Annotated in this window: 15 protein-coding genes; 8 read left to right on the top strand and 7 right to left on the bottom strand. The window is 56.2% G+C overall.

From position 1 onward, the window contains the following. Positions 1-45 precede the first annotated feature (45 nt). Positions 46-984 carry an AraC family transcriptional regulator gene (locus OSJ75_RS04605; protein WP_267227487.1) on the top strand — a complete coding sequence of 313 codons (939 nt, stop codon included), beginning with the start codon at positions 46-48 and terminating at the stop codon, positions 982-984. Between the two features lie 163 nt (positions 985-1,147). Beyond that, positions 1,148-1,546 carry a DUF805 domain-containing protein gene (locus OSJ75_RS04600; protein WP_267227104.1) on the top strand — a complete coding sequence of 133 codons (399 nt, stop codon included), beginning with the start codon at positions 1,148-1,150 and terminating at the stop codon, positions 1,544-1,546. Between the two features lie 292 nt (positions 1,547-1,838). On the opposite strand, the gene OSJ75_RS04595 is transcribed toward OSJ75_RS04600, so the two are convergent. Further along, positions 1,839-2,414, bottom strand: a complete 576-nt coding sequence (locus tag OSJ75_RS04595; protein ID WP_267227103.1) for a class I SAM-dependent methyltransferase — start codon at positions 2,412-2,414, stop codon at positions 1,839-1,841. Positions 2,415-2,566: 152 nt separating this feature from the next. Further along, positions 2,567-2,977, bottom strand: coding sequence for a bleomycin resistance protein (locus tag OSJ75_RS04590; protein ID WP_267227102.1), 411 nt, complete (start codon positions 2,975-2,977; stop codon positions 2,567-2,569). A gap of 793 nt (positions 2,978-3,770) precedes the next feature. Between OSJ75_RS04590 and OSJ75_RS04585 the strand changes: the two genes are divergently transcribed. The 5 genes from OSJ75_RS04585 (at position 3,771) to OSJ75_RS04565 (ending at position 9,284) form a co-directional block, all read left to right on the top strand. Continuing rightward, positions 3,771-5,168, top strand: coding sequence for a hypothetical protein (locus tag OSJ75_RS04585; protein WP_267227101.1), 1,398 nt, complete (start codon positions 3,771-3,773; stop codon positions 5,166-5,168). Between the two features lie 113 nt (positions 5,169-5,281). Further along, entirely contained in the window at positions 5,282-5,920 is a 639-nt protein-coding gene (locus OSJ75_RS04580; RefSeq protein ID WP_267227100.1) for a bleomycin resistance protein, read from the top strand. A 368-nt stretch (positions 5,921-6,288) separates the two neighbouring features. Continuing rightward, on the top strand, positions 6,289-6,837 hold the full coding sequence (locus OSJ75_RS04575; RefSeq protein ID WP_267227099.1) for a hypothetical protein: 549 nt from the start codon (positions 6,289-6,291) through the stop codon (positions 6,835-6,837). A gap of 43 nt (positions 6,838-6,880) precedes the next feature. Beyond that, entirely contained in the window at positions 6,881-8,830 is a 1,950-nt protein-coding gene (locus OSJ75_RS04570; protein WP_267227098.1) for an ATP-dependent helicase, read from the top strand. 4 nt (positions 8,831-8,834) lie between these two features. Beyond that, positions 8,835-9,284 (top strand): hypothetical protein, encoded by a 450-nt coding sequence (locus OSJ75_RS04565; RefSeq protein WP_267227097.1) that lies wholly within the window; start codon positions 8,835-8,837, stop codon positions 9,282-9,284. Between the two features lie 281 nt (positions 9,285-9,565). Here the strand turns inward: OSJ75_RS04565 and OSJ75_RS04560 are convergent, their stop codons facing one another. Genes OSJ75_RS04560 through OSJ75_RS04550 form a run of 3 tightly spaced genes read right to left on the bottom strand, consistent with a single transcriptional unit; the run spans position 9,566 to position 14,509 of the window. Next, complete coding sequence (locus OSJ75_RS04560; RefSeq protein WP_267227096.1) at positions 9,566-11,443, bottom strand: TniQ family protein; 1,878 nt, start codon at positions 11,441-11,443, stop codon at positions 9,566-9,568. Beyond that, the gene (locus OSJ75_RS04555) at positions 11,440-12,390 is read right to left on the bottom strand and encodes a TniB family NTP-binding protein (protein ID WP_267227095.1); all 951 of its coding nucleotides are present in this window, start codon (positions 12,388-12,390) and stop codon (positions 11,440-11,442) included. The genes OSJ75_RS04560 and OSJ75_RS04555 overlap by 4 nt, the downstream gene beginning before the upstream one ends. Continuing rightward, positions 12,383-14,509, bottom strand: a complete 2,127-nt coding sequence (locus OSJ75_RS04550) for a Mu transposase C-terminal domain-containing protein (RefSeq protein WP_267227094.1) — start codon at positions 14,507-14,509, stop codon at positions 12,383-12,385. Before OSJ75_RS04550 ends, OSJ75_RS04555 begins: the two co-directional genes overlap by 8 nt. Positions 14,510-14,730: 221 nt before the next feature. Here OSJ75_RS04550 and OSJ75_RS22865 point away from each other — a divergent pair, with 221 nt between their 5' ends. Next, positions 14,731-15,369: a hypothetical protein gene (locus OSJ75_RS22865; protein ID WP_323748404.1), complete on the top strand. Its 639-nt coding sequence runs from the start codon at positions 14,731-14,733 to the stop codon at positions 15,367-15,369. Between the two features lie 47 nt (positions 15,370-15,416). Here OSJ75_RS22865 and OSJ75_RS04540 read toward each other — a convergent pair whose 3' ends face one another. Continuing rightward, positions 15,417-15,650, bottom strand: coding sequence for a helix-turn-helix domain-containing protein (locus OSJ75_RS04540; protein WP_267227092.1), 234 nt, complete (start codon positions 15,648-15,650; stop codon positions 15,417-15,419). Positions 15,651-16,300: 650 nt separating this feature from the next. Then, a complete protein-coding gene (locus tag OSJ75_RS04535; RefSeq protein ID WP_267227091.1) occupies positions 16,301-22,900 on the bottom strand; it encodes a hypothetical protein in 6,600 nt (2,199 codons plus the stop codon). Between the last annotated feature and the right edge of the window lie 307 nt (positions 22,901-23,207).

Here is a 23,207-nt window from a genome sequence, read left to right as displayed (position 1 = left end):
TGATAATCTTCGATATCCAATGTGCCGAGGCCAAAACCTATGAATATCTTGCCAAATCCTATGAGTCTGGAGCGCGCGCAGGCGACGCGCCAGGCGCTGGTGCAATTGGCCGGAAATATCGCCACTGGCGAGGGGTACAACCCGACCGGGCTTGCCAATGTCCGCATTCTCAGGACCGAGGCAGTCCTTCACGATGTTCCCGTGCTCTACAGGCCGGGAGCCGTTTTCGTGCTGCAGGGGCGAAAGCAGGGCATGCTTGAAGGCGATGTGTATCGCTATGACGAGGAGCATTATCTGGCGGTTTCAGTGCCCGTTCCGTTCCGGATGGAATCCGTCGCCAGCGCAGAACGGCCGCTGTTTGCGATCTATGTGGAATTCGACATGCCGCTGGCCGCCGAGATTGCCGCGGAAATCGAGAAGCGATCTGCGGCACCGTCGGCCGCCAGGGCGAAAAGCCTCGTTTCCAGCAGGATGGAACCCGATATCGAGGATGTGCTGCTGCGTCTGTTGAAGGTGCTGACCGATCCCATGGAAACGGCGGTGCTGGGCGCAGGCATCCTGCGCGAATTGCACTATCGGGTTCTCGTCGGCCCCCAGGGCGCGGCGATGATAGCGGCGTTGCAGCAGAGAGGTACGGCCGGGAAAATCGTGCAAAGCCTTGCCCGGCTGCGCGAGACCTGCTGCTCGGAGGTTTCCGTTGCTGCGCTGGCCAGCGACGCCGGCATGAGCGTTCCGTCCTATCACGCGCATTTCAAGGCGCTGACGGGCAGCAGCCCGATGCAATATGTCAAGGCCATGCGGCTTCACGAGGCCAGACTGATGCTGGCGCGCCAGGACAGGACGATCGCGGAAGTCGCTCTCTCGGTCGGCTATGTCAGCCCCGCCCAGTTCAGCCGCGACTTCAAACGACACTTCCGCCGCACGGCTTCGGAAGAGGCGAAATGGGTCCGCCAGCATCTCGGCGCATTTGCCCTGGGACTATAGGCGAACGCAATTTAGCATTGCATTCGACACAAATCGTGTGGAACGACACTCGACCGATATTCGATATCGGTTCCTTGCGAAGCCAAGTGTCTGACGGTATTTCCGGCTTGTGGGGTAAAAAGGAGATTCCGGATTAATGCATTGGGTTTTCGCGTTCGGCATATTGGTTTCGCTGCTTTTTGTTTTTGTGGTCTCCTACAAGAACAAACCACCGCAAGGCCCCAACCGCTTCGGCATGGCGGCTTCGCCCGTCAATTTTCAAACCGCGGTGCGGCGATTTTTTACCGGATACTTCGATTTCAAGGGCCGGGCGAGCCGTACGGAATTCTGGTATGCGATGCTTTTCTATGTGTTGCTGCTGTTCGTCCTGGCCCTGTTCAATCTCCCGGACCTCGTTGTTACGATATTGCTGGTGGTCACGATGGTGCCGTTCTTCGCCGTCACCGCCCGCCGCCTGCACGATACGAACAGAAGCGGTTGGTTTCAGCTCGTCACATGGGTTATGCCGCCTATCGGTACGATCGTCGCCCTGTTCTGGCTCAACGAAGAGCCACGCGATTAAACTCATTCCCGCACGGCCTTGCTAAGTGGAGACTGCCTCCATATTATAAATGGAGCAACCCTCCATTTCCAGCAAAGGTATTCAGATGGCGAACCGCTTTGAAGACAAGGTCGTGGTGATCACCGGCGGGAGCGACGGTATCGGCCTGGCAACCGCTGAAATCACTGGAAAATGTTGGCGATCCTGATGCAAGGGTGGTGCGGCGGAGACACGTGCCGTGGCAACCATACTGCCCTGGAAGATCAGCATCGGTGATCTTGCTGCGAAATTTGGGAGTTAAGGAAAGAATGCCCTATCGAACGGCGGTGATCGCCGCCCATTCCGTAGGTCGCTGATCGTAAGCACCTCCTGTCCAGCATTCTATCTCGAGGCTGGTCCAAGGTGCGTTATCGTGCCAACATTTCATAAGATCTGCGACCGACAGATAATTGTAATATCGGCCAAGGCCGTCCAGCCCCTCAGCCGTCCCTGTCTTGAAGCTGGCCCAGACAATGCCGCCATCTACAAGCGCAGAATAGATTTTCTCGATTACAGGGCCCAATTCGTTTCTGGGGGCATGAGTCAGCGAAGCGCAGGCATATACGCCGTCATACTCTTTGACGGCACAGAGTTCGTTGAACACCATCGTTCTTACGGGTTGACCTATGCGGGCCGAGGCAATTGCAGCCAGTTCGGCAGACCCATCGGTAGCATCCAGATGGAACCCTGCATTGAGGATCGCTTGGGCATCGACGCCCCCGCCTGTGCCTAACTCAAGAATCCTGCCACCCGGTTTGCAGCGGTTCAGGAAAGAAAAGAGTCTTGGATTAGGAGTATTCCAATCGGCTGCATATTCAGCGGCGTTGGAATTGTAAAATTCTATTGTCACGTACTGCCCACCCTAGGCGCATATCAAGCTATCAGAAACGGCGATCGCAGTGCACTGCCTTGGACAAAGATTTGGCTTTAATGCGCGAAGCTCGACGATGAACACCGTAAGCGAAGATTGTCTTTCGTTCACGACTTCGGAATCAAGCGATGTCACGTTCCCAGCTCTTCGTAAAAGCGCAACAGGTAGCCATCAGGATCGGCGACAATGAATTGGCGATGGCCGAATTCGACTTCGTCCACACGATACCACTTCTCTTCAGGCGCGAGATAAAGAGCGAAATTGTGCCTTCGCAGTGCTTCCATCATGCCATTGATGCCGTCAACCCGGATTTGAACATTGAGCCCTCTGCCAAACGGATATGATTCTGGAAGGTGCCCATCGTCAAAAGTGCGGCCTTGGCCGATCTGATCGATCATGATTTCTGCCTCGCCAAGAGCAAGGTAACAAAAGCCCTCTTCGGCGCGTTCGTACAAGCAGGTAAAACCAAGGACGTCACAATAGAACGCCTTGGACTTCCTCCAATCAGACACGGCGAATTCAGGCACAAGCGCATTGGACATTCACATGTTCCTTTATAAGGGCCCTTAATGACCGATATCCCCTCCGATGTGAGCCTCTGGTGCCGAGGGGCATTCTCAACGGAAATCAACAGGCACGTTTGAATACATCGTTCAAATATGCCTGATCCTGTATGCGAAAGTGCGTGGTGCCAACTTTTTCGAAGCCCTGCTTCAGATAAAAAGCTATGCCCGATGTATTCTCGGAATTGGTAGTCAGCCAGACCGACGGGCTTTGTGACGCCCGTGATAGGTCAGGCTACCGGTGGACCCGAACTCCGATGGTTCGTCTCCGAGGGCCTTATGATCAATCAGGACAAGGGTATTTGCTATCTCCGCCTGGCGTCTGATCTTCGCCACCTGCGTAGTATCCAGCCGTGAGACCAGGTACTCCCAATCGGGTTCTTCGCCGCTGTTCCAGATGATCTCAACGAAATCGCTGTCGATGGAGCAGCCCATCTCGGACTTCATTGGCCAGATGGGATTTCGACCGGAGAAAAAGTCAGCAATCCTGACCGAAAGGCAAGATAGTGGCCAAAAGGCCAAATATCGTGTCATTCGACAGTGGTGTCGATTGCCAAGATAAATTACCCTTGGCCTCATTCTAAGCCATTGAAATCGCACAAGTCAATTTTGACGTGTTGCAGCAAAATTACCTTTTTTGCCAAGGTAAATTACCTTTGGCCTAAAATTTATGCATTTCGCGGTTGCAGCCAAGCTTTCGTTGCCGGTTGCAACTGTGTGTGGCGAGCCGATAGTATCGTCTCTGAAATGGCGGACGCCAGACGGAGATAGCATGACCCAACACGGGCTCTCCCGCGAAGAGCTGTTTGCGTTGGTTTGGGAAAAACCAACGCAGGAAGTGGCGAAAGAGCTCGGCGTTTCGGATGTTGCAATCGGTAAGCTATGTGTTCGTTTGCAGGTTCCAAAGCCGCCGCGCGGATATTGGGCAAGAGTGCAGGCTGGTCAAACTCCGCGACGTCCTGCATTGGCTGCTTTTCGGGAGGAAGTTGAACGCAGCCGCCAGAAGGCGGCACGGGCGATATCGGCGGTATCTCTTTCGAATCTACAGCAACAATTTTACCGGGCGGCACTCTCCGACCTGCAAGGTCGTGGTGTCGATGTAAAGGGAGCGGCGCTACGAGGCAGTCGGCTACCAGATATAGACCCGGACCTTGCTACGCAGATTCTGCTGGCCATTCAGAACCGTGGGTATGAGTGGGTCAAGGATGGGAAGGTCATTGCGACCTGGACACATCCAGCACGCAATAGCTTGGCAAGGCTTGTCGAAAGGCTATTACCAATTGCCCGGCCACAACTGCTGGTGTTTGAGAACGCAGGCAAGAAGGACTGGTACGCTTCAGATGGTCCGGTCGTCCTCTTGCGATTGACGTCGCACCTGCAGGAGCGGCTGGCCGCTCTGGCGCGCATCGTCCGCGATCAAAAGCTGCAGCACGTGGTTATGCCACTTATAGCGACCGATCACGCCTGGTCGGTTCGCCACGTTTTCACGCCGGAGTCGAATCTCCTGCTGGACAGCACTTTGTGCGTTTCTGCGACCGAGCTGTGGATAGAATATACGCGAAAATCCTGGCGCGACGAAGATCCACCGGAACGCTACATGACGGGCAAAATGATGCTCAAATCGATCATGCCGATCGACTATTTGCCCGGGCGTGAAGTTTCGCTGTCGCCAACAATTTCACGGGCCTCAGTGTCGCCCTATCGAAACCGCCTTCTAGCCTTGCATCAGGCGGAGCAAGTAAATGAGATGATGGTTAGTGCTGCCTATGCGATTGAACGCGAAGTTCCGAACGATACACTGACGATTGCAGATCGGTTATGGTTCGGAGCGGATCGCCCCTTTTCCTCCGCTCGTGAAGCGTGGCGGCAGATCAACGAGGGGCTCGATCGATGGGAGCAGGAGCTCGAAGGCGAACGTTCTGCATTGGCACAGGCGATACTTGGTATTGAACTTGGAGATATCGTGACAACCGAGAGTCGCGGCCGGCTCCTGCGGCTTTCGGCGACGGGAACCAGTCTCTACGCCAGCGACGATCATGTCACTTTTCTCATATACGGCACTCGGTTTCGGAAGGACGGTACCGTAGACAAATTGCAGGATACCATCACCTTAATTTTTCCATGGGAGGGTATGAACAAACGCAAGGCAACTGGGCACATCGGCAACTGAGGCTTGCCCTCTATCTCCGATCGTCCTACATTAACTTCGTGCTGTAGGGCGCAACGACCTAGGGTCGGACGGGCGATGCCTGCCTACATATCATCAACCGAAAAATGCGCCCAATGCCCAATCTTGAAAACCTGAAGAAGCAAGCGAAGCTGTATCTGCGTTGGCATCGTGACCAGTACTACCCGGTCGCCGCACAAATTCGAGCTATGTTGCCTGGCTTCCGCCATCTGAGTGACTGTGAGGTGCTTGCCCACAGCTTTAAGCTGTCGGACGCACAGGAGTTGGTCGCAAGGACGATTGGGTTTGAGAGTTGGGAGGCGCTCCGAAAAGGAGTCCACGCTATGAACGCCAAACAAGCTGAAGCTTTGTCTAGACCGACTTTGCTTGCCGCAGAGCCACAACTTTTTGTCACTGATATCACGACCACATGTGAATTTTACACGCGCAAACTCGGATTTACCGTCGCCTTTACCTATGGTGAGCCGCCGTTCTATGGACAGGTGTTCCGGGACGGGGCAAGGCTAAATCTCCGTAGTTTTTCGAAATCGGCTATTGACCCACAGCTTCGGGACAGTGAACGCCTGCTCTCTGCATCTGTCACGCTCGATGACGCGAAATCGCTCTTTCTTGAATTTCAAGCGGCGGGAGTCGAATTCCATCAAACTCTTAAAACGGAGCCTTGGGGCGCCCGGACATTCGTCGTGCGCGATCCGGACGGAAATCTGATCCTCTTTGCAGGTCGGGGCGAATAAACTGCACATCGCAGCTGAACTTGTCCGATCGGCGATACGTCATCCGCAAAAATCCTGGCTTGTGCAACAGTGTGGGCACCGCTGAGATGGAGCCCATTTCATGTGTTTGAGGCTGCCTCAAAACCTCCAGCGCGCACTAGATAACGGCAGCTAAGCGTCATAGGAGACATGTCTCAGCGCGCGATGAAGGTCGTGTTTCGACTTCATTGTCGCCGTTCGTAGTGATTCCGTTGCTGCCCGAAACCTGCCACTCGTTTAGTTCCGCCAAACGACAGAGCCGGGGCCGCTTCCAGACAGGTAGCTTTCAGATGTCTATAGTGGAACAACTGCCATTCATTGAACTGCGACATTGCAAGGATTGGACGCAAATGACCTACGACGAGGGGGAGCACGTCAAGGAAGTTTTTGCCTACTTCGGCCGCGCATATTACGAAGCGGGCGTGTTGGAAACGGGCCTAGCGATTGCGCTCATGCAGATCGATTTCCTTGGCCGAGTCCGCGATCAATATGTAGCTGATCGGGGAAAATCCTTTGATCGGACACAATACGAAGCTGAATTCGATCGCTTTATGGAGAACCAACACGCGCAGACACTAGGTAATCTAATTAAGCGCGTTTCGGCATTGCCCGAGCTTAGTGATAGCCTAAAAGAAAGGCTCGGGGATGCCAAAAAACGCAGGGATTTCCTAGGTCATCACTATTTTAGGGAAAGGGCAGCCGAGTTTAGCGATCGCACCGGCCGCGACAAGATGATAGCGGAATTGCACAATGACGGTGATATGTTTGAAGCGATCGATCGCGATATTTACGCTGAATTGGGCCCAATCCGTGAGAAGCTCGGAATGAGCGGCGAAAAATTCCAAAAGTATCTCGCGCAGTTTTACGCTGCGCACGGCATTGACTCTTCGACGGAATAGCCCACGCTTCTAATCGGGACATGAAAATTCTTGGGGGGGTAAAATGCCTTGGTCTGATGGGTTAGCGGTAGGAAGTCCTGCTTACCAGATTGCGTCGTCAACGAATCTTCGCGTGCGCGTCGTGGCAGGTCCCGGCACAGGGAAATCGTTTGCGATGAAACGGCGCGTGGCTCGGCTCTTAGAACAAGGAATCGCGCCAGCGTCGATCCTACCGGTCACGTTTACTCGTGTCGCCGCAGAAGACCTCCATCGCGAGCTCGTGAATATGGATGTGGCAGGTAGCGACGGACTGACTGGCGTTACACTCCACAGCCTCGCCATGCGTATGCTGATGCGAAATCACGTGCTTGGCGCAACTGGCCGAATGCCAAGGCCGCTTAACGACTTTGAACTGGAACCGCTCATTTGCGACTTGATGGGCGCACATGGAGGAAAGAGGGCGGTAAAGACGTTTAAGCAAGCGTATGAGGCGGCTTGGGCTCGACTGCAACATGAACAGCCGGGATATGTCCTCAATCCCGCAGACACTGCATTTCAACAGGACCTACTAAATTGGCTCCGCTTCCACCGCGCTATGCTAATCGGCGAGGTGATCCCTCAGCTATACCAATACCTCCGAAACAACCCGGCGGCGCAGGAACGCAGCGAGTTCCAGCATATTTTGGTCGACGAATATCAGGACCTCAACCGGGCGGAGCAATCCGTCATCGAGCTTCTTTCCGATCACGCACACGTCTGCATTGTTGGTGACGATGACCAGTCGATATACAGCTTCAAGCACGCTCATCCGGACGGGATTCGCCAATGGCTTATTGCAAACGCTGGCGCGGATGATCTTGGGCTAGATGATTGTCGCCGCTGCCCGACTCGCGTCGTTCAGATGGCCAATAGCCTAATTGACCACAATCAAATCAGACCAGTGCCGCGCGCGCTTGTCCCCCTGCCTGCCAATGGGCTCGGCGATGTCCGGATTATTCAATACCCGTCGCTCACAAATGAGGTAAACGGCGTTGCGAACATCATCGCAGCGACGGTTGCGAATGGCACGCCTCCCGGCGACATATTGGTGCTTGCGCAGCGTGGCGTGATCGGAACCCCGATCTATGAGGCCCTTGTTGCGCGGCAGATTCCAGTGCGGTCCTACTATGCGGAAGCGGAACTGGACGCATTGGAAGCCCGCCGCGCGTTCGCGAAGCTGAAACTCCTTGTCGACAGGGACGACCGCGTCGCTCTGCGATGGCTGGTCGGCATTGATGGCAACAATTGGCACGCAGCAGGCTACCGTCGTGTGCGTGACCATTGCGAGGCTTCCGCTCTAACGCCCTGGCAGGCGCTAGAGCAGATCGCAGCCGGAAACCTCTCCTTGCCTCATACTGGCGGGATCGTCGTTGCTTTCAACGACCTCGTGGCTGAGCTTCATGCCTTGGAGGCACTTCCCAACCTAGCGTCTGTCGTGGATGAGCTATTTCCGGCTGGGCAGATTGCAACACGCGATATCCGGCAACTGTCGCTCGACATTCTTGCCGAAATGGACATGGAAGAAGGCGTTGACGGCGAGGACATCAACGGCGAGTTCCTGTCGCGGCTTCAAGAGGCAATAAACCAGCCTGATATTCCTTCGGAAATCCAAGACGTCAGGATCATGAGCCTTCACAAGAGCAAAGGACTCAGTGCTCCTGTCACAATCATTGCGGGCTGCATTCACGGCCTGCTCCCAAAGCAGCCTGACAACACCCTCCTCGCTGCGCAGCAAGCCCTAGAAATGGAAGAGCAACGGCGGCTGTTCTATGTCGGCATCACACGAGTGAAAGCATCGCCAGATGCTGGCAAGCCGGGCACGCTGATTCTGACCTACTCACAGACCATGCCGATGGCATCCGCCCTAGGGGCTGGCATCGCACCAGCGCAGATGCAGTATGGCCTCGCGTCCCTTCATGCGAGCCAGTTTATTGCCGAGTTAGGTCCGGCAGCACCACAACCAATCGCGGGTTAGGGCATTGGCGACACGCGATGAAGTCTACGCAAAGTTTGGCATAACGGCGGAAGCCGCACAGCTATTCGAGGTTGAACTAGGCTCGCTGCTTCTGTGTGCCCGCGCGATCAAACAGGGCTGGAGGTTCAAAGCCGACTCCGACAAGGCGCGGAAGCTCCTTCATGACATCGACCGGAGCACGCTGGGACATCTGCTTGGCAACTTGAAAAAATGTGTAAGGCTTGACGATGGATTGGCTGACCGCTTCGCGTCCGCGTTGCAAACGCGGAACAGGCTGTTTCATCGGTTCTATGAATCACACAGTTTCAAAATTCAGACCGACGAAGGACGCGATGCGATGATGGCTGACCTCGAGACTATGCACGTCGACCTCGTCAACGCATGGCAGGTTGCCAGCAGCATGGCGGGTGCGGCAACGGCATTTTTGCTTGAACTAAGAAGCAAGAGAGCTTAGCCGCTGGGTCGATCTAGGGTGCATATTCGCCCGCGAGGTACGCTTTTCGGCGAGGGCGAAGTCTGCATGAACGTTCGAATTGAGGGCGCGTTCCCGTCGAAACACCGCGCCCACCCGAACGACCGCTTTCTCGGTTCCCCCATTTAGAACCGGACAGGCAGAAAACCACCCAATCCGAGACGCGTGCAAATCGATCCTGTATGGCCTGTTTGGGCCCAATGTCGCCACAACGCAAGTCGCCGACACTCCAACCTTGGAGCGTTGTCGGTACGCTCAATGAACTAACCGTTGCGCCGAGACGATGGGTCGTCTGCGATGGACAGATCTGGATCTTCGACTGGGGCGGCGAAGGTTGTTCCAAATACTCGCTCTACTTCTGCTCTCCTATAGATCCGCGTTATTCGGTTGCCTGAGAATGCCGGGCGAATACCACCTGCAGCTAATCTTGCCATTAAGCCACCGTGACCGTTCTGCCCTATATCCTGGCGCAGTCTCCCAAGGCTAATGAACAGCCTGTCAAATCGTTCAACATCTGCCGCCCGAACATGCTTCCTCGGATACCCACTTGCTGGATGGCGGGCGCGGTAAAATGTCAGGTGGCCCTTCTGGCTGAGGAGGCCCAATGTCGCATGGTCGATTCTTAAGAACCGGCGCACCGCGTCCCACTCAGGATCAGACGTAACGGCCTGCCTTTGCAGCACTACCTGCGCCTCCGCGGGATCCAACAGCAACGCGTCAATACCGAATTTCCGTGGGTCGCGCCGCGCCGAAAGTAGGCGGGCCTCGCGGAACGCCTTGTAGATGTCAAACACGCTTTGCCGGGTCCGGCTACTCATTTCGTATATGGACAAGAAATCCGGAGAGGGATCGGCGATGGGAAGATCTTCGATCGGCTTAATGAAGGCCAATAGCTCGGCTTGTGATAGGTATGTCTTGTCTGCTGCGTCCCGGCGTTTTTCCAGCATTCTGCACTTCACGAAGCCCGTCGCATGGTGAAGCGAGCATCCGAGAAATTTTCCAGCGTCTCGCACTGGCACAATGTCCTGGATGCGCTGCTTGAGCATGTCGATCTGCGGCAGCGTCACGTGACTGGGTGGATCGGGCAGATCGTCCAAGGTGGGAGCGAATTCCTGAAGCATATGAATGAGCCTGTCCTGCCGTATGCCCAGTTGCTTCTCGACGCTGCCCAGCGTGATGCATATGGGCCGGTCAATCCGCCGGCCCAGAATAGAGGTACCTGCAACGACGGGATAGTTTTCTACGATGAAACTCCGGACAAGCTTTCGGAGAGGCTCCACCCCTCCACCGTAGGGATCACTGGTCAGCCAAGCAAAGAAGCCGCCGAGGTCTCTGTTGTGGGACGCGAAGGGCGAGCGGTATTCCGCTTTGAAATGCCAAAGTGTTTCCAGTAGCGACGACGGGCCACCGCGAAGGACGTCGAAGCCTCTTTGTCCGCAGCTATGCCAATCTCCGTCGCTCATCTCGCTTGCCGCCGCCGAGGCTCCGAACAGCAACCGCATGCCGAGCATTTCAGATGCCTTTGAGACAGCTGGTAGCGGAAGGCTGTCGATCCAGTCCTGCCCCCGCCAACCCGACAGGCGCTTTCGAATATAGTGTTCGAGTTCATTCGGTTCACGATACTGGGCTTCGCCAGCCGCTGAAATTATCAGCTCCCAATGCTTCCGCGCCACCGATGCGAAATCGTATGCATGTATGGTAAACTTTTCTTCCGGGAGAGCTCGTAGTGGCGTGTTATGAATTTCGCAGCACCGAATTGACTGAAATTGCCAATCAACTCGCCGGTAAGCACCGGCAAAGCCAGCTTCGGCGATGCTCTCGCGAAGACATACAGGGCAATATTCTGCCCCCGTCCGCTTGAGCGAGCGATTAGTTGCAATTTCGCGCCCTATTTTGTGGCGTGCTGCGCCAATAGATCTGATTGCATATCGTTGAAGCGGGGAAGAGGGTACGCCAGCCAAATCGGCCAAGCGAGAAATTTCACCGGCATCTCCCAGAGTGAGTGACTTCCAATTGAGTCTCATATCGAGACAAAACTCTCCGGCTCCGTTGACCATGTTGCGAACTGCGAGCCGGGAGGCGAGCGAAGTTGGTGTTTCCCGATCGGCTATCTTACAGGTCAAGGCTAGTCGTCGCGTCATCGGCGTACCTCATTCTGGAGAAGTACCCGTGTGTTGATGCGCTCGAAGTCAGCAGCGAGAAAGGGGTTAAGTCCAGGCAAGCAGCCAGAACGTCGTTCAAAGGCTGCCGCGAAGTGTTGCAGGTCCAGAGTGTCGGCACGGGCCAATAATGCGACTTGAATCGCTTCGATAACAATTTCGATAAGTAGCCCGAACTCGTGATCCGCGGCATGAACCAGCCGCGCAGCGAAGTCGGGATTGAAGTTTACCATTTGTTGGAGGGACGATCGTGCAGCGTACTCTTGGGTGACATTGAGTGCGAAATCAGCGCTTGCGTGACGTGTCAGCCTTGGGAACTCCACTGGTACCATCCTCCTTGCCAACTGAGGATCATGATTGAGGAGCTCTCTTAACTCGAGGGTCCCCGATAGGATGAGACCAACCGGCCATATCTTCGTCTGCATGAGCGATTTCAGCGTGCGGACAACCGGCTGGATTGCCTCCTTTGTCTGATGGCGCATGAGATCCTGTGCTTCATCGAGGTGGAGGAACAGCGTGCGTCGCGCTCGCAGGTGCTGGCGGACCATGTCCCAGATGATCATTTCGGTCCGCCTGCCTTGGAATGGATATCCCACAGCGTCGAGTGCCGTGACGCCAACAAATTTTAGCGTTGCTGGGGCGGGAACCAGGAAGCTCACGACTTCAGTGCGGGCCGTTTCCGGTTCGTCGATGACGAGGCCGGGCGTATGGGAAAAGAGCCGTGCGACAGCACTCGTCTTGCCACTACCGGAAGCGCCAATTACCGCGATTCCCCTTGCCTCCATGACGACGCCTGCCGAGATTTCCGCCCTTCTGCGGTCCAGCAGCAGCTGAAACTCAGCCTGAAGACGTTCGTACGCTGGATGTGCGGCAAATACTTGCTTCAAGATAACGATTCTTTGGGCTACCAAGCTGCTGAGGTCACTCATCGAAAAACCTCAGGCGCGCGTTGGATTCTGGCTGTATGTCGATCTCGTCCGCGTCTTCAGTCGACAGATCCTGAGGTCGGGGGCTATCTATTACGTCACTCAGAAGGTCTTGGCCGACCCGGAAGGGCTCGGCAGCCTGTTGCTTCGATTTGATGGTCAGTCCCAGGTAAACCTGACTTTCCTGATGATCGATTTCCTCCGGTGTTATTCGCTTCGGCTGGACACGCATCAACTCCCGCGCCTGACGATCGATCTCGACAATACGAGCACGCGCTTGCCAGATCACTTCTTCCGTCAGTTCCGCCTCGCGGTGATGTTTGTTACGAAGGTCGAACACAATCTCTTGCCAATCCGAAAGCGAAAACCCAACAACCGCCTCTGACACTGCTTGGGCGGACACGAACCGACCGCCGATAAAGACGGAGACCGCGGAAATGTCATCCGGATCAACGCGCACCTGAATACGGCGCTCGCGGCCCCTCAGCAGTGCGTCTTGTAGCTCGGGGCAGCTATAGTTGATTCCGTGTACCCTGACGCCGTGTCGCCCGAGCTCGCGCTCGACAGGGACACCAAAGACAGCACGCTGCGTATTGATGTCAGGAGGCGCCAATATGTACTTTTCCTCGACGAGCCTTTTCCAGGCATTCGCAGGGGTCTCGCCGCGCAAACCGGTGTGGGGGGTGTTGTGGTAGATGTCGACAATGAAGGTTATGAAGATCTTGGCTAACTCGTCATCAGTGAGTGCCGCCCGTTCCTCGGACGGATAGTCCCCCCTGGCCTCCGGATTAGCGAAGGTACGACCTGTCAGAAACTGCGCCAGTTGACCGCCGAAGGTTCCAAAGATTCGCTCCACCGTGCCTCGCAGCTTGGGTATGCCCGCAGGAGGAGCTTCATAGGTGCTGCCCAGCTCAGTTACAGCTGTTCGGAATCCCGTGGACGTGAACGCGGATCCTTGGTCCGTGACAATCGCGCCTATACCGCCGTGGTAATGCCACGGCGATGAACATCCCGCCGCCCATGCGACGGATGTCTTGTTTTTGACGATCAGGTTCATTGCGCGAACAGCGTTCTCGCTCGAGGGATTTTCGACAAGGAGAAATGACAGGACGCAGCGTGTAGCGCAGTCGATCGCAACATAAATCCAGCGTCTTCCAATCTCGTATCGCTGGCGTTGCTCGCGGTCGAGGGCGTCGAGAGCTCCAGCTCTTCCGAATAGGGAAATGACGTCTACATTCCACTCGTCCATCTCGATACGCTCCATCGGATAGCTGGCTTTGATACCCTTTTCATAAAGTCCAAAATGTCGCTTCGCAGCCTCGTACCCATGTCGCGCGGCATAGACTTGGAAGGTGTCAAGTTCCTTAATCCTCCGACGGATGGAGCGGTCAGAAGGTTGAGGAAGTGGCGGATCGCCTAGCGCAATCCGAGTCTTGTTGACTTGGCGAAAACGCACGTTGGTTTCGCCGATTATGGCGAGCTGGGATGGCCTTTGAGGGGAAAGGTACCCGTTTATGCATTCGCCAAGCAGCTGCTCCACCTGAGGGCCAAACTTTCGGGCGTATGTTGCTTCGCTCCGGCGCTTCCTGAGTAGCGCGAGGGCGTTCTGCCCGTTTCGGTCATAGAGGCGGATCCACGACCGCAGGGTCGAGGTTCCAGGAGGCCTTCGAAGGATGACCTCAGTGCCAACCTGTTTCTTACCGTGCTGTTTCTGACGCTGATCCTCAAGCTTGTTCACCGCCAGAGAGAGCTCGGGCATCGCTTGCCCGATCGATTTCAGGGTGCGCATAACGCGGCCTTCAGCCTCCAGGACCTTGAATGCTCGGCAATAGCTCTCTTTCCAAAAGAGCTTGTCTCTGTAGCTTTCCGGCAACGTCGAGAGATACTGCTGATCGTTGCGTAGCCTTCGTGCCGCATACGCAGAGGCAAAGAAGCCGCGCCTGTATTCCACATTCGGTTGGCCAAAAAGTTTTGTTAGTTCCGAGTAGGTAAACTCGCGATACTCTTGGCTCCCGTCGCAGGGGCGCAGGATGATCCCGTCGTCCAGCTGCCTGTGCAGTATGTGCTGAACCCGATCAATGACAATGCAGTCAAGTTCTGAGATCCGGAAACGAATGGTCATTGAAGACCCCTCCGAGCTAGTATGCGAGTGGATGGCGTAATCTCCGCAGTGCAGTCTGCAGCTGCGCAACCGTCGTAGATCGCCCGGAATGCCGCACGGAAGGCTCGCCCCGCCAGCCCGGATTGTGAGACAACGCTGGCTATGGTCGTTTCGCCAGAGCACTTCAGGATGATCGAACAGACACTTTCGTCGGCCTCTGGATCCGCTGTGCGACGGAAGTCGTGAAGGCGGGCGGCATTCAAAGCCTCATCGGCGGTGAAATGGTTCTCAGTAACAAGCGCGACATCATGTGCGAACTCGAGGGGGGTGGCAGCGCGAATATGTTCGAGCTTTTCTCGAAATCTCCTTCTGCTCACTTGAGGCGAAGGTTTGACCGCGACCGCAATCCGTCGCCCGCAGATCAGCGTAACCAGGTAGTCGAATACGTGCCGCCTACGTCGTGCCAATCCGTCTTGGTATTCCACCGCCGGCGGCTGATCCCAAATATCAAAGATGTCCTGGCGAGCCAGGAGCAAATGGAGCACTCGCTGTTCAAGCTTGCTCTCGAAGACGATCCGGCGCGGGTGGTGATTGGCCGGGAGCTGCGCCACGAGGGCGCCTCTGAGGCTGGCTCGCGATCGTGGCGAGATATGGCGAGTCGAGCGACTGGAGTGCGGGGGGATGAATGCATGATTTGTCTGTTGCATGGACGTTTGCGCCGATGCGGCTCATCCCAGAGCCGCTCTCTATGGCGCCTCCTTTTTCTGAAGGTGAAAGGGGGCACGCGTGCAGCCGGATGGCCGGCGCGCGTACTTGACTTTTCAGGAAGAAAAAGGGAAAAAGAGACATCGATGCCAAATCGATCTTCTTATCGGCCTTGAGAGTTCCAGCTCTCAGGGCCGTTTCCCTTTAAAGGGAACTCAGCAAACTATCTCATGTCAGCCTCCAATGTTTGGTAGCGGTCGGGCCAGAGACTGCTTGCGCGAACGCCTAGCTTCGCTGCGATGGCCTGCTGTACTCTTTCAGACTTGGCGCGCCCCTGGCATACTCTTGTCACAGCGACTTGGGTGATGCCGAGTTCTTCAGCGATCTTCACGAATGTGATCTTCTCTGCGCGCAGCCGGCGCTTGATACTATCGTGGCGTTCGATATCAACCCGCATGCTAAAGCCTCAATGCAAAGTGATTCGCTCAAGGATAAGTCAAAGTTATAATAGAAATCAATGACTTATATTTTGAGCCAAATTGGTTCTACTGGCCACGAGCTAGAATATGGCCAAAAACAACTAAGGTCTTAACTTCACTCGGAATTTCTGTTTGAGCGTTCTTTTGAGCGGAAAAAACTCTATGCCAAAGAGGGGCAGTTAGCGAACTGCCCGGTGTAAACTTTACCCGCGGCGATCGACTATCGTTAACTTTCGCCCGCATAAACCGTTACGTGATTCCTCGGCAGCCCGAATATGGAATTGCTGATAACTTCAAAGATCAGTTCAGGTAGCTTCCACAGGTTTAACTATCGCTTCTGATTTACGCCCTCATCTCAGCCATTCATGGTGGAGTACATCGTCTTCGAACCCTGCTGCTCACTTACCCGACGGAAGTGGTCCGCGTGACAAACCGATATGGAGCACAATCCGGACGGGATCGTCGGTTTGTTAAATGGCGGCAGTCCACGGTGACGGCTGCATCACTCTCGAATTTCCCCTGACACAGCCAAAGATTGGCGAATTCTAGTCGCAAAAAGCCTCATCTCGGCCACTGGCAGGGTGCTGAACCAACGGTGAGCGAACGCTAGGTCTAGTTCGCACTTCGCTCACTGCGGGCTTGCCTTATCGTCCGCCAACCCTTCTATCAATTTGCGAACGCGTTCAGGATCCACTGGCGGCGTGTTTCGCCGAGCAAGCCACTCATCTGGCAGGCCGGCGATGGCTCGAAAGCGCGCATAGAAGTCGCGCCGGCGATCGACATTTAGTGTGTCGAGTGCAATTTTGGCCTTACTCGACAGGCGCTGTGGTAGCCAGACCTGCCCACGTTTATTGGAAACGACGATCAGGGAGCGATGCGTAAAGGCGCTAGTGTCGCCGATGCGCCCGCTCGATTTTCCCCGATGATATTTCTGCAGCTTAACCAGGATGACGAGGTTTCGGTTAGTTGCCTCAAGCAGAGACTCCAGTGCACAGGTGCTGGTGAATATCCTTGATCCCATCTCGCTCCATGTATGTTCTCCACGGCCCCCTTCGGCTCCCCAAGCCTCCGCATAGAAGCCCGGAGCGGTATCGATCGACCATCGACGGACGACAACATCACTCGGCGTGACGCCCAGCACTTCCCTGACGACGTCCGTCGGAAAGGGGCGGTCCAAGGCAGATGGGCTACCATATGGGTCATGGCGATCGAGCTGCCGTTGGGTGTTGGGAGTCTCAGCGACCCATGGTTGAACGCTATGGTCGTCTTTCCCGAAATGACGGGTAATTTCATCCTCGTCATCCGGGAGCCAACGAAAAAAGGCCTCATCGGAAAGCAAGGTCATAGCGGTTGAACGAGCATCGCTATCGCTTGCCAGCACGCTTCGGATGGTGATGTTCGTATCCCGGTTGATTGACCAACGTCCCGCGACGGGAGTCCATTCTGCCGCTAGCTTCCCGTTGTTGATGCCCAGCATTGGGGCCAACAGCCGGGCATCGTCACGAATAGTGCTTCGACTTTCGCCACTCTCCGGCATGGGAATGTCCAATTCCTTGACCAAATCGAGAGGAAACTGATCGGTGAGATCAGCGAGCCACAAGCCGTCATCGCGGGAAAGCTGGTACTCGTTCAAGAAATCCGCCCAAGCATCCCCCCTCCAGTCGTCACCTACGACCGGCCGCGAAGCGAGCAGGTCACCTGCGGCAAGCATAAGGGCATGCCAGCCGAGATATCCTCCATAGAGATCCCGACCGGGAACATAGCCGGATGACCAAGTGTCGCCGTAGCTTGATTCGCGTGGGCATTCGTGCATGGCGCTCACCGTCTTGTCCCAACGGCGCACCCAACCGCCAATACGGTCCTCCACCTCCCAGCTAGGACAAGCGAACACATCGCACAGACGGTCGACCTGATATTTGTTAAAGTCGTAGTCTAAGTGAAAAGCATCAGCCGGCTGCGGTGAAGAGTCTGGGCGCGGGACATAGCGAAACTCGGCGTAGCCGGCCCGGGGCTTGTTAGCATAGGGCGACACGTTCGAAGCGGAGAGAGCATCGATTGACGCTGCGCTTTCAGTGGGAGCGAGCGCGGGGGCGATATTCCGTAATATGTCGATGGCAAACGACCGCATCACCACATGCGGAAATTTCAACGACAGGGCGACGCCTTCAAAGAAAGAACGATGGCAAAGGAGTCTGTTAGGATTGTCCTTGCTCACACGCGCCAGAGCGATCAACAACCAAAGCTGAGCATGCATCGCGTAGAACGGGAGCTTTGCATCGGTGAATGGCAAAGCTGTCTTCGAAGAGAAGCGTGCGATAAGCTGATCTAGGATATCGAAACGCCGGATCTCCGCCAAACGTCTGATCGCATGCGCCGCGCGCCAGCGCATCGCTGCAACAGGGTGGCCAAGTCGAGCCCATAAAAGAGCGGCTACCAGGTCCGCCTCGTCTTCGGGGATCAAAAGGCGATCGTCCCAAGGCCCATCGCCGACTTCCGTCGGCAGCTTCTCGGCGCTGCTGGCCAAAAAGCGGTCCAATCCTTCAGCTATCGCTTGATTGCTGACGCCCGCGGCCAATCGCGCAGCCAACGCCAACCATGCGTTCCCTCCAAGTTCGTCCGCAACCCCGCGCAGCCCGGCAACGACATGTTCGACCAGCCCGATCCGATCGGCTAGGAAATATTTCTCAAGCCCCCGCCAGGCACCCCAGGCATCACTGCTTGAGCCAGCCAGTTCCGCGGCATGTTTTGACGCCAGCCGCAGCCCAAGCCTCGGCAGTGCATCACGCATAGCTGTCGAGATTTTGCTCCATTCTTCGACGTAATTGTCCAACGCACTGACCTTGTCAGCCAGAGTTGCGATGTTAGACTCGACGACAGCCCGCACGAATCCAAGGCGTTCCGCGGGTGTGGATGTCCGCTTTGCAAGTTCGAGCAGCGTTCGAACCGGCCAGCGCCGCCCTGTCTGGTCCACTTCTTCGCTCGAAATCTGCCGATCGATCTCATCGGGATCGCTCAGATCGATCGGGAAAATTGGGGGAGGTTCGGGACTTGCAGCCGAAGTGACTGGTGATGGCGGAGTTTCGGAAAGTGGGCCACGCCACGTGAGAAGCCCCTCAATCCGAGCTCGAGATTTCGATGTCGCTGGGAGTGTTTGCTGAGCGAGGCGTTGCAGACCTTCGATCGTTTCGCGCGCAGGCGTCAGTTGATCGTCGCGATCGATCTCGACGAGAAGCAGATTGAAGAACCATTCAAGGTGGTCCTTCGGTAGGTGCTTGATTGCCTCGGAGGCGAAATCCGAAATGCGCCAGGTCCAGGCCTCGCCCGGTGCAGCCAAGCCGAACAGCGCTGCCGCTGTCGCCGCCGGGAGTTTCGATTGGCGCATAAGGACCGTCAGAGTGGGCCCAAGTGACAAGTTTAGCCGCGCGACATCCCTGTCGTCCAAGCGAGCCAGCATTGCAAGCACCCCCAAGCCCGCGATCGGAACCATAGTCTGAGCATATTCGATCCATGGAAAGCGTCCGTCTTCACCTTGGTTCAACTCTAGGATACGAGCGAGCGTGTGCGCCGCCACCGCCGAGAGTTCCGGGCCGGAATAGTGCCCCGTAAGTTCCAGCAGATGGTTGGTACGATCGAAATCGTCCGAGCCGATAGCCTCTGCCAGATCGAGCGCTCTTCTAAAGTAGGCAGACGCCTCTTCGGTGCTGACTCGCCACACAGCTCGTGAAAGGCGCCCATAGGCTGTCACCCTGGAGCCTACATCCGTGTCGAGCTGAATCTTGCGTTCAACATGGCCAGCGAGAGTGAGCGCCGCATCTTGGCATTCCTTGACGCGCGATAGCCTAGCAACGGCGTCGGTAAGTTCCTGGGCGAACAAACCTGGAGCGCTTGCCAGCCAATCCACCATCCGTTTCGCGAGCGCTGGATCCAATGCTCCCAGCGCATCAGACACGTAGAAAATTGCCCGGAATCCAGTCCGGGCAAGATATGCCTTTCCGTCACGATAGGGGTAGTTAGAGGACCTCTCCACATCACCGATGAGGCGATCGAAGGCCGTGCTCACCATCTCAATACGCGTGCGGCCAGATGGCGGGCGGACGATGCTCGCAATGTCCTGAGCATATTGCAGTAGCGGCGTGATCCGGCTGCTGAGCGTGCGGGAATAATCTGAGCGGTCTTTATCATCGAGACCGCCACGCCGTTTCCGCTGCGGTCGAGCACCGTCATATTTCGGCTCTGCTAGCTTCTGTGTGAGAGCGCGCGAAAATGCCGCTGCGCCACGCGTCCTCGCGCTTTTCGGGACGAGCTTGATAAGCTCAGAAGGCGCGATGTCTATCAACGTGACGGGCTTGCCCCGCAGCGCGGATCTCACTCCTGCTGCTGCCACAGTCAGGTCAATCGTACGATCGAGTGTATTGTAGCTTGAATAATGGAAGATGGATTGGGCCTTAAGCCCGGCGCCTTCTACGAGGCTCATGCCCTCTTTATACAATCCGAGATCGGCAGCCCGAGCTGCCGCGAGCACACTGGCCATCGCCAAGCCTTCACCCTCGGCCGTGACCGGCGGGGCAGCGGCCATCGCTCTGAGGACCCGTTTGTCTCGAGTGTCGTCCCTTTCGGTGAACCGCATGGCAGCGGCGAAGAGAGAGCGTAATGGCAGGCGACATCCGCACAATCTCGAGACTACTCGCGCCGATGGGGCATGAGATGTCGTTTCATGGCGTTCAAGGAGATCAAAGAGCTCGCTGAATTTGACGAATGCAGTTCCGTCCTCTCTGCGCCCAAAAAACTCAGCCACACGCACGTCGTTTCCTGCAAGCATTTCAACGTAGGCAAAGCCGACGTCGTCCCGATCGCGAGACACGTTAGAAGTATTGAACCAATTGCCTCGGCGCGATTGCGCCGCCCAATTATGCCAGTCGATTGATCGACGTGCATGTCTCCTGGCTTCGTCACGATCGCCAGCGAAAGCGTTCGCCAATGCCAGCGCGGAGTGCTTCCCTCCCGGCCAACCAACATTCGTAAGGGCGAGCCGCCGCAGTGCTTCGGGGTCATTGGCGACGGCTGCGAGATCTGGATGCTCATAGAGAAATCGGTCGGAACGCTCATGGCCGGCCGCAACGAATGACGCTTCCAAGAGAAGTTTAAGCAGATCGTCTCGCCGGCCGAGTTCTCCTGCCAATGCCATCGCGGCGGTGACCCGAGCCAAGCGAATGTCCCTGGTGCTAACCTGCGAAGCGCCGTCGGGAACGCGAAGATCGTATGCCAGTCGAATGAGCTGATCTGCATCGCGGAGCGACGTCAGTAATGCGGGCAACGCCCTAGCCGCATAATTTGATGTTAGCTGCCGATTTTGCAGTGCCGAAATGACACGATCTCGGCTTGCTTGATCGGTGCCATAGGTCGATCGCACGAGGGTTTCCGTCGGCTCGTCGCGGAACATCAGGCCATGAGGTGTTCTTTCGAGCAACGGTGCCAGATCGGCCGCAAAGCTTTCGACTTCTTCCGCGATCAGGCCGTGTGCGGCGGCGAGTTCTTCGATTGGCACCGGGGGCGTAAGCAAAGCGATGCCCGCAAGTAGAAGGTCGATATCGGCGTCTTGGGCTCCACGCGCATGGGCAGTGTCTCGCGCTTCCGCTAGGCGCTTGCGCAGCAAAGCATCGAGGAGATCATTCGGCTCGCTAGTGGCATCCGGAGATAGCAGGGGGTCAAAGGGTCGGCCGGTCGTGATCAAGCTGTCGAGACAGCGCGGATTGCGACCTGACCGCGTGAGTAGTGCAGCAACTTCATCTCCGGACGCATCTGGTACGCGCCGTGCGATCAGTGTCCGTGCTTCGACATCTGTGAACGATGGTATCGGAAATCCACGGTTGGTGCTGTCTCCGATCGCGATCGCAAGCCTTTCGGTCCGACATGACGCAATCAAACGAACACCTTCTATGGGATCGACGCTGACGCTTCGCAGAAGGAGGTGAGCAAAAGACGGGGTAGCGGTTGCCTGTGCGGCTAATCCCGCATGGTCAATCGCGTCCAAGACCAGTGATAGGCAGGCCTCTGGATTTGTGTTGCGAGCCGTTGCCACCGACTGGACCAAGCGACGACGAAAGGCTCTCAGCAGGCTCGTTGCGTCGGCAATCGGAAGCAGGATATCACATAGCCCCTCGCCGGCGAGCAGGTTGGCAAGGTGCACCAATGTTCGATCGGGAAGATGCCGACCGTCGGCAGGATCACGCCACCTGCCAGCGCCGAACCCATCAAACAGGACTACGGGGCCGTCCGCGCGCAGCTGGTCGGCGAGCCCTTGCATTAGAACAGTCTTGCCCATTCCGCCCGCGGCATGGAGAATGAGTGGCGCACCGGGCTGCCGAGCCTGCGCCAAGACGTCGGCAAGCACAGCTCTCTGAACGACGTCCTGAACTTCAGGAAAAGCATCAGGTGTGGGATAGAGCCGATCCTCGTGTTCGACCTCCAGTTCGGCCAAGACCGCTACACGATCGACGCGCTTGTCGGCTTCACTGCCAGGACCGGCCTTTATCCTTATGAGGTTACGCAGCTTAAGTAAGCGCTTCTCCGCATCGGGATCACTAGGCTCGCTCCAAGCCGCCAGCGTAGCGGAGATCAGTCGCTCTGCATCGACTAAACTTCCTTTGCTGCCGACCAACTCGAGTCGGCGCAACAGTTCGGCCGGTTCATGAGGGTAGTCTTCGAGGGCATGCGCGATCTGTCCCGCTTGTCGGCCTACATCACCGTCTACGTCCGAACCTGCGATCACTGCGGTAATTGCCGAGCCTAGATTGTCATGTATGGGCCTATTCGTAGAGAATTCATACCGAACCGCCTTTTCGACATGCTCATCGCCGTGAGCAACACGAAGCTCGGCGTCGGTGATCGCGAATTTGACGAGCGTGGAAGCTAGGTCCGCGGCTCTCACCGCGCTTTTCGCGCTGGCTATTGAGTATTTGAATTGGACGACAGTGACTCGATGCGATCCGGCCACATCTGTACCACCATGGTATCGGACAAGATCGGCAATTTCGACGGCACCTATTCCGAGCTCCTGTTCATCCCGTTCATCGAACCCTTCGAGCGTGATTGATGTAAGGTCGGTCGACGGCAGCAGGAGCTCGAGAGCCGTGCGCGCTGCCCAAGCCTCGTGATAAGCGTGTCCGGCCTTCGAGGCTCGAACCTTATCAATTGTTATTGTATCGACAGGCGAATCTTCACTGCTCATAATCGATTGATCTACCAGTATTCGCTGGGCGGTGCTATATGAGGGCTTTCCAGACCTAGAAATCCGAAAGCGGTAACGGCCTCATAGCTGCTAGGCAGGAGCGCCCAATATCTGACATTCCGGCCGGCTCCTACGCATCCTAAAACAGACACAGCGTAGAGGCGGTAACAGGTAGCGGACCGTCCACACTTCAATATCGTAAACGTCTTGCGCTTTGTTCCAGCCATTCCAGTTCACGGCAGCCAAGAGAATTTGGACTCCAGCTGCCCGTGCGTAAGCTGCGAAAACGAGATTCCAGAGCAAAGTA

It is taken from the genome of Phyllobacterium sp. 0TCS1.6A (genome assembly GCF_026420825.1).
In the GTDB taxonomy this organism is placed as follows: Bacteria; Pseudomonadota; Alphaproteobacteria; order Rhizobiales; family Rhizobiaceae; genus Phyllobacterium.
Note: the sequence above shows the minus strand (reverse complement) of the source record. Positions and strands in the feature narration are given on the sequence as shown.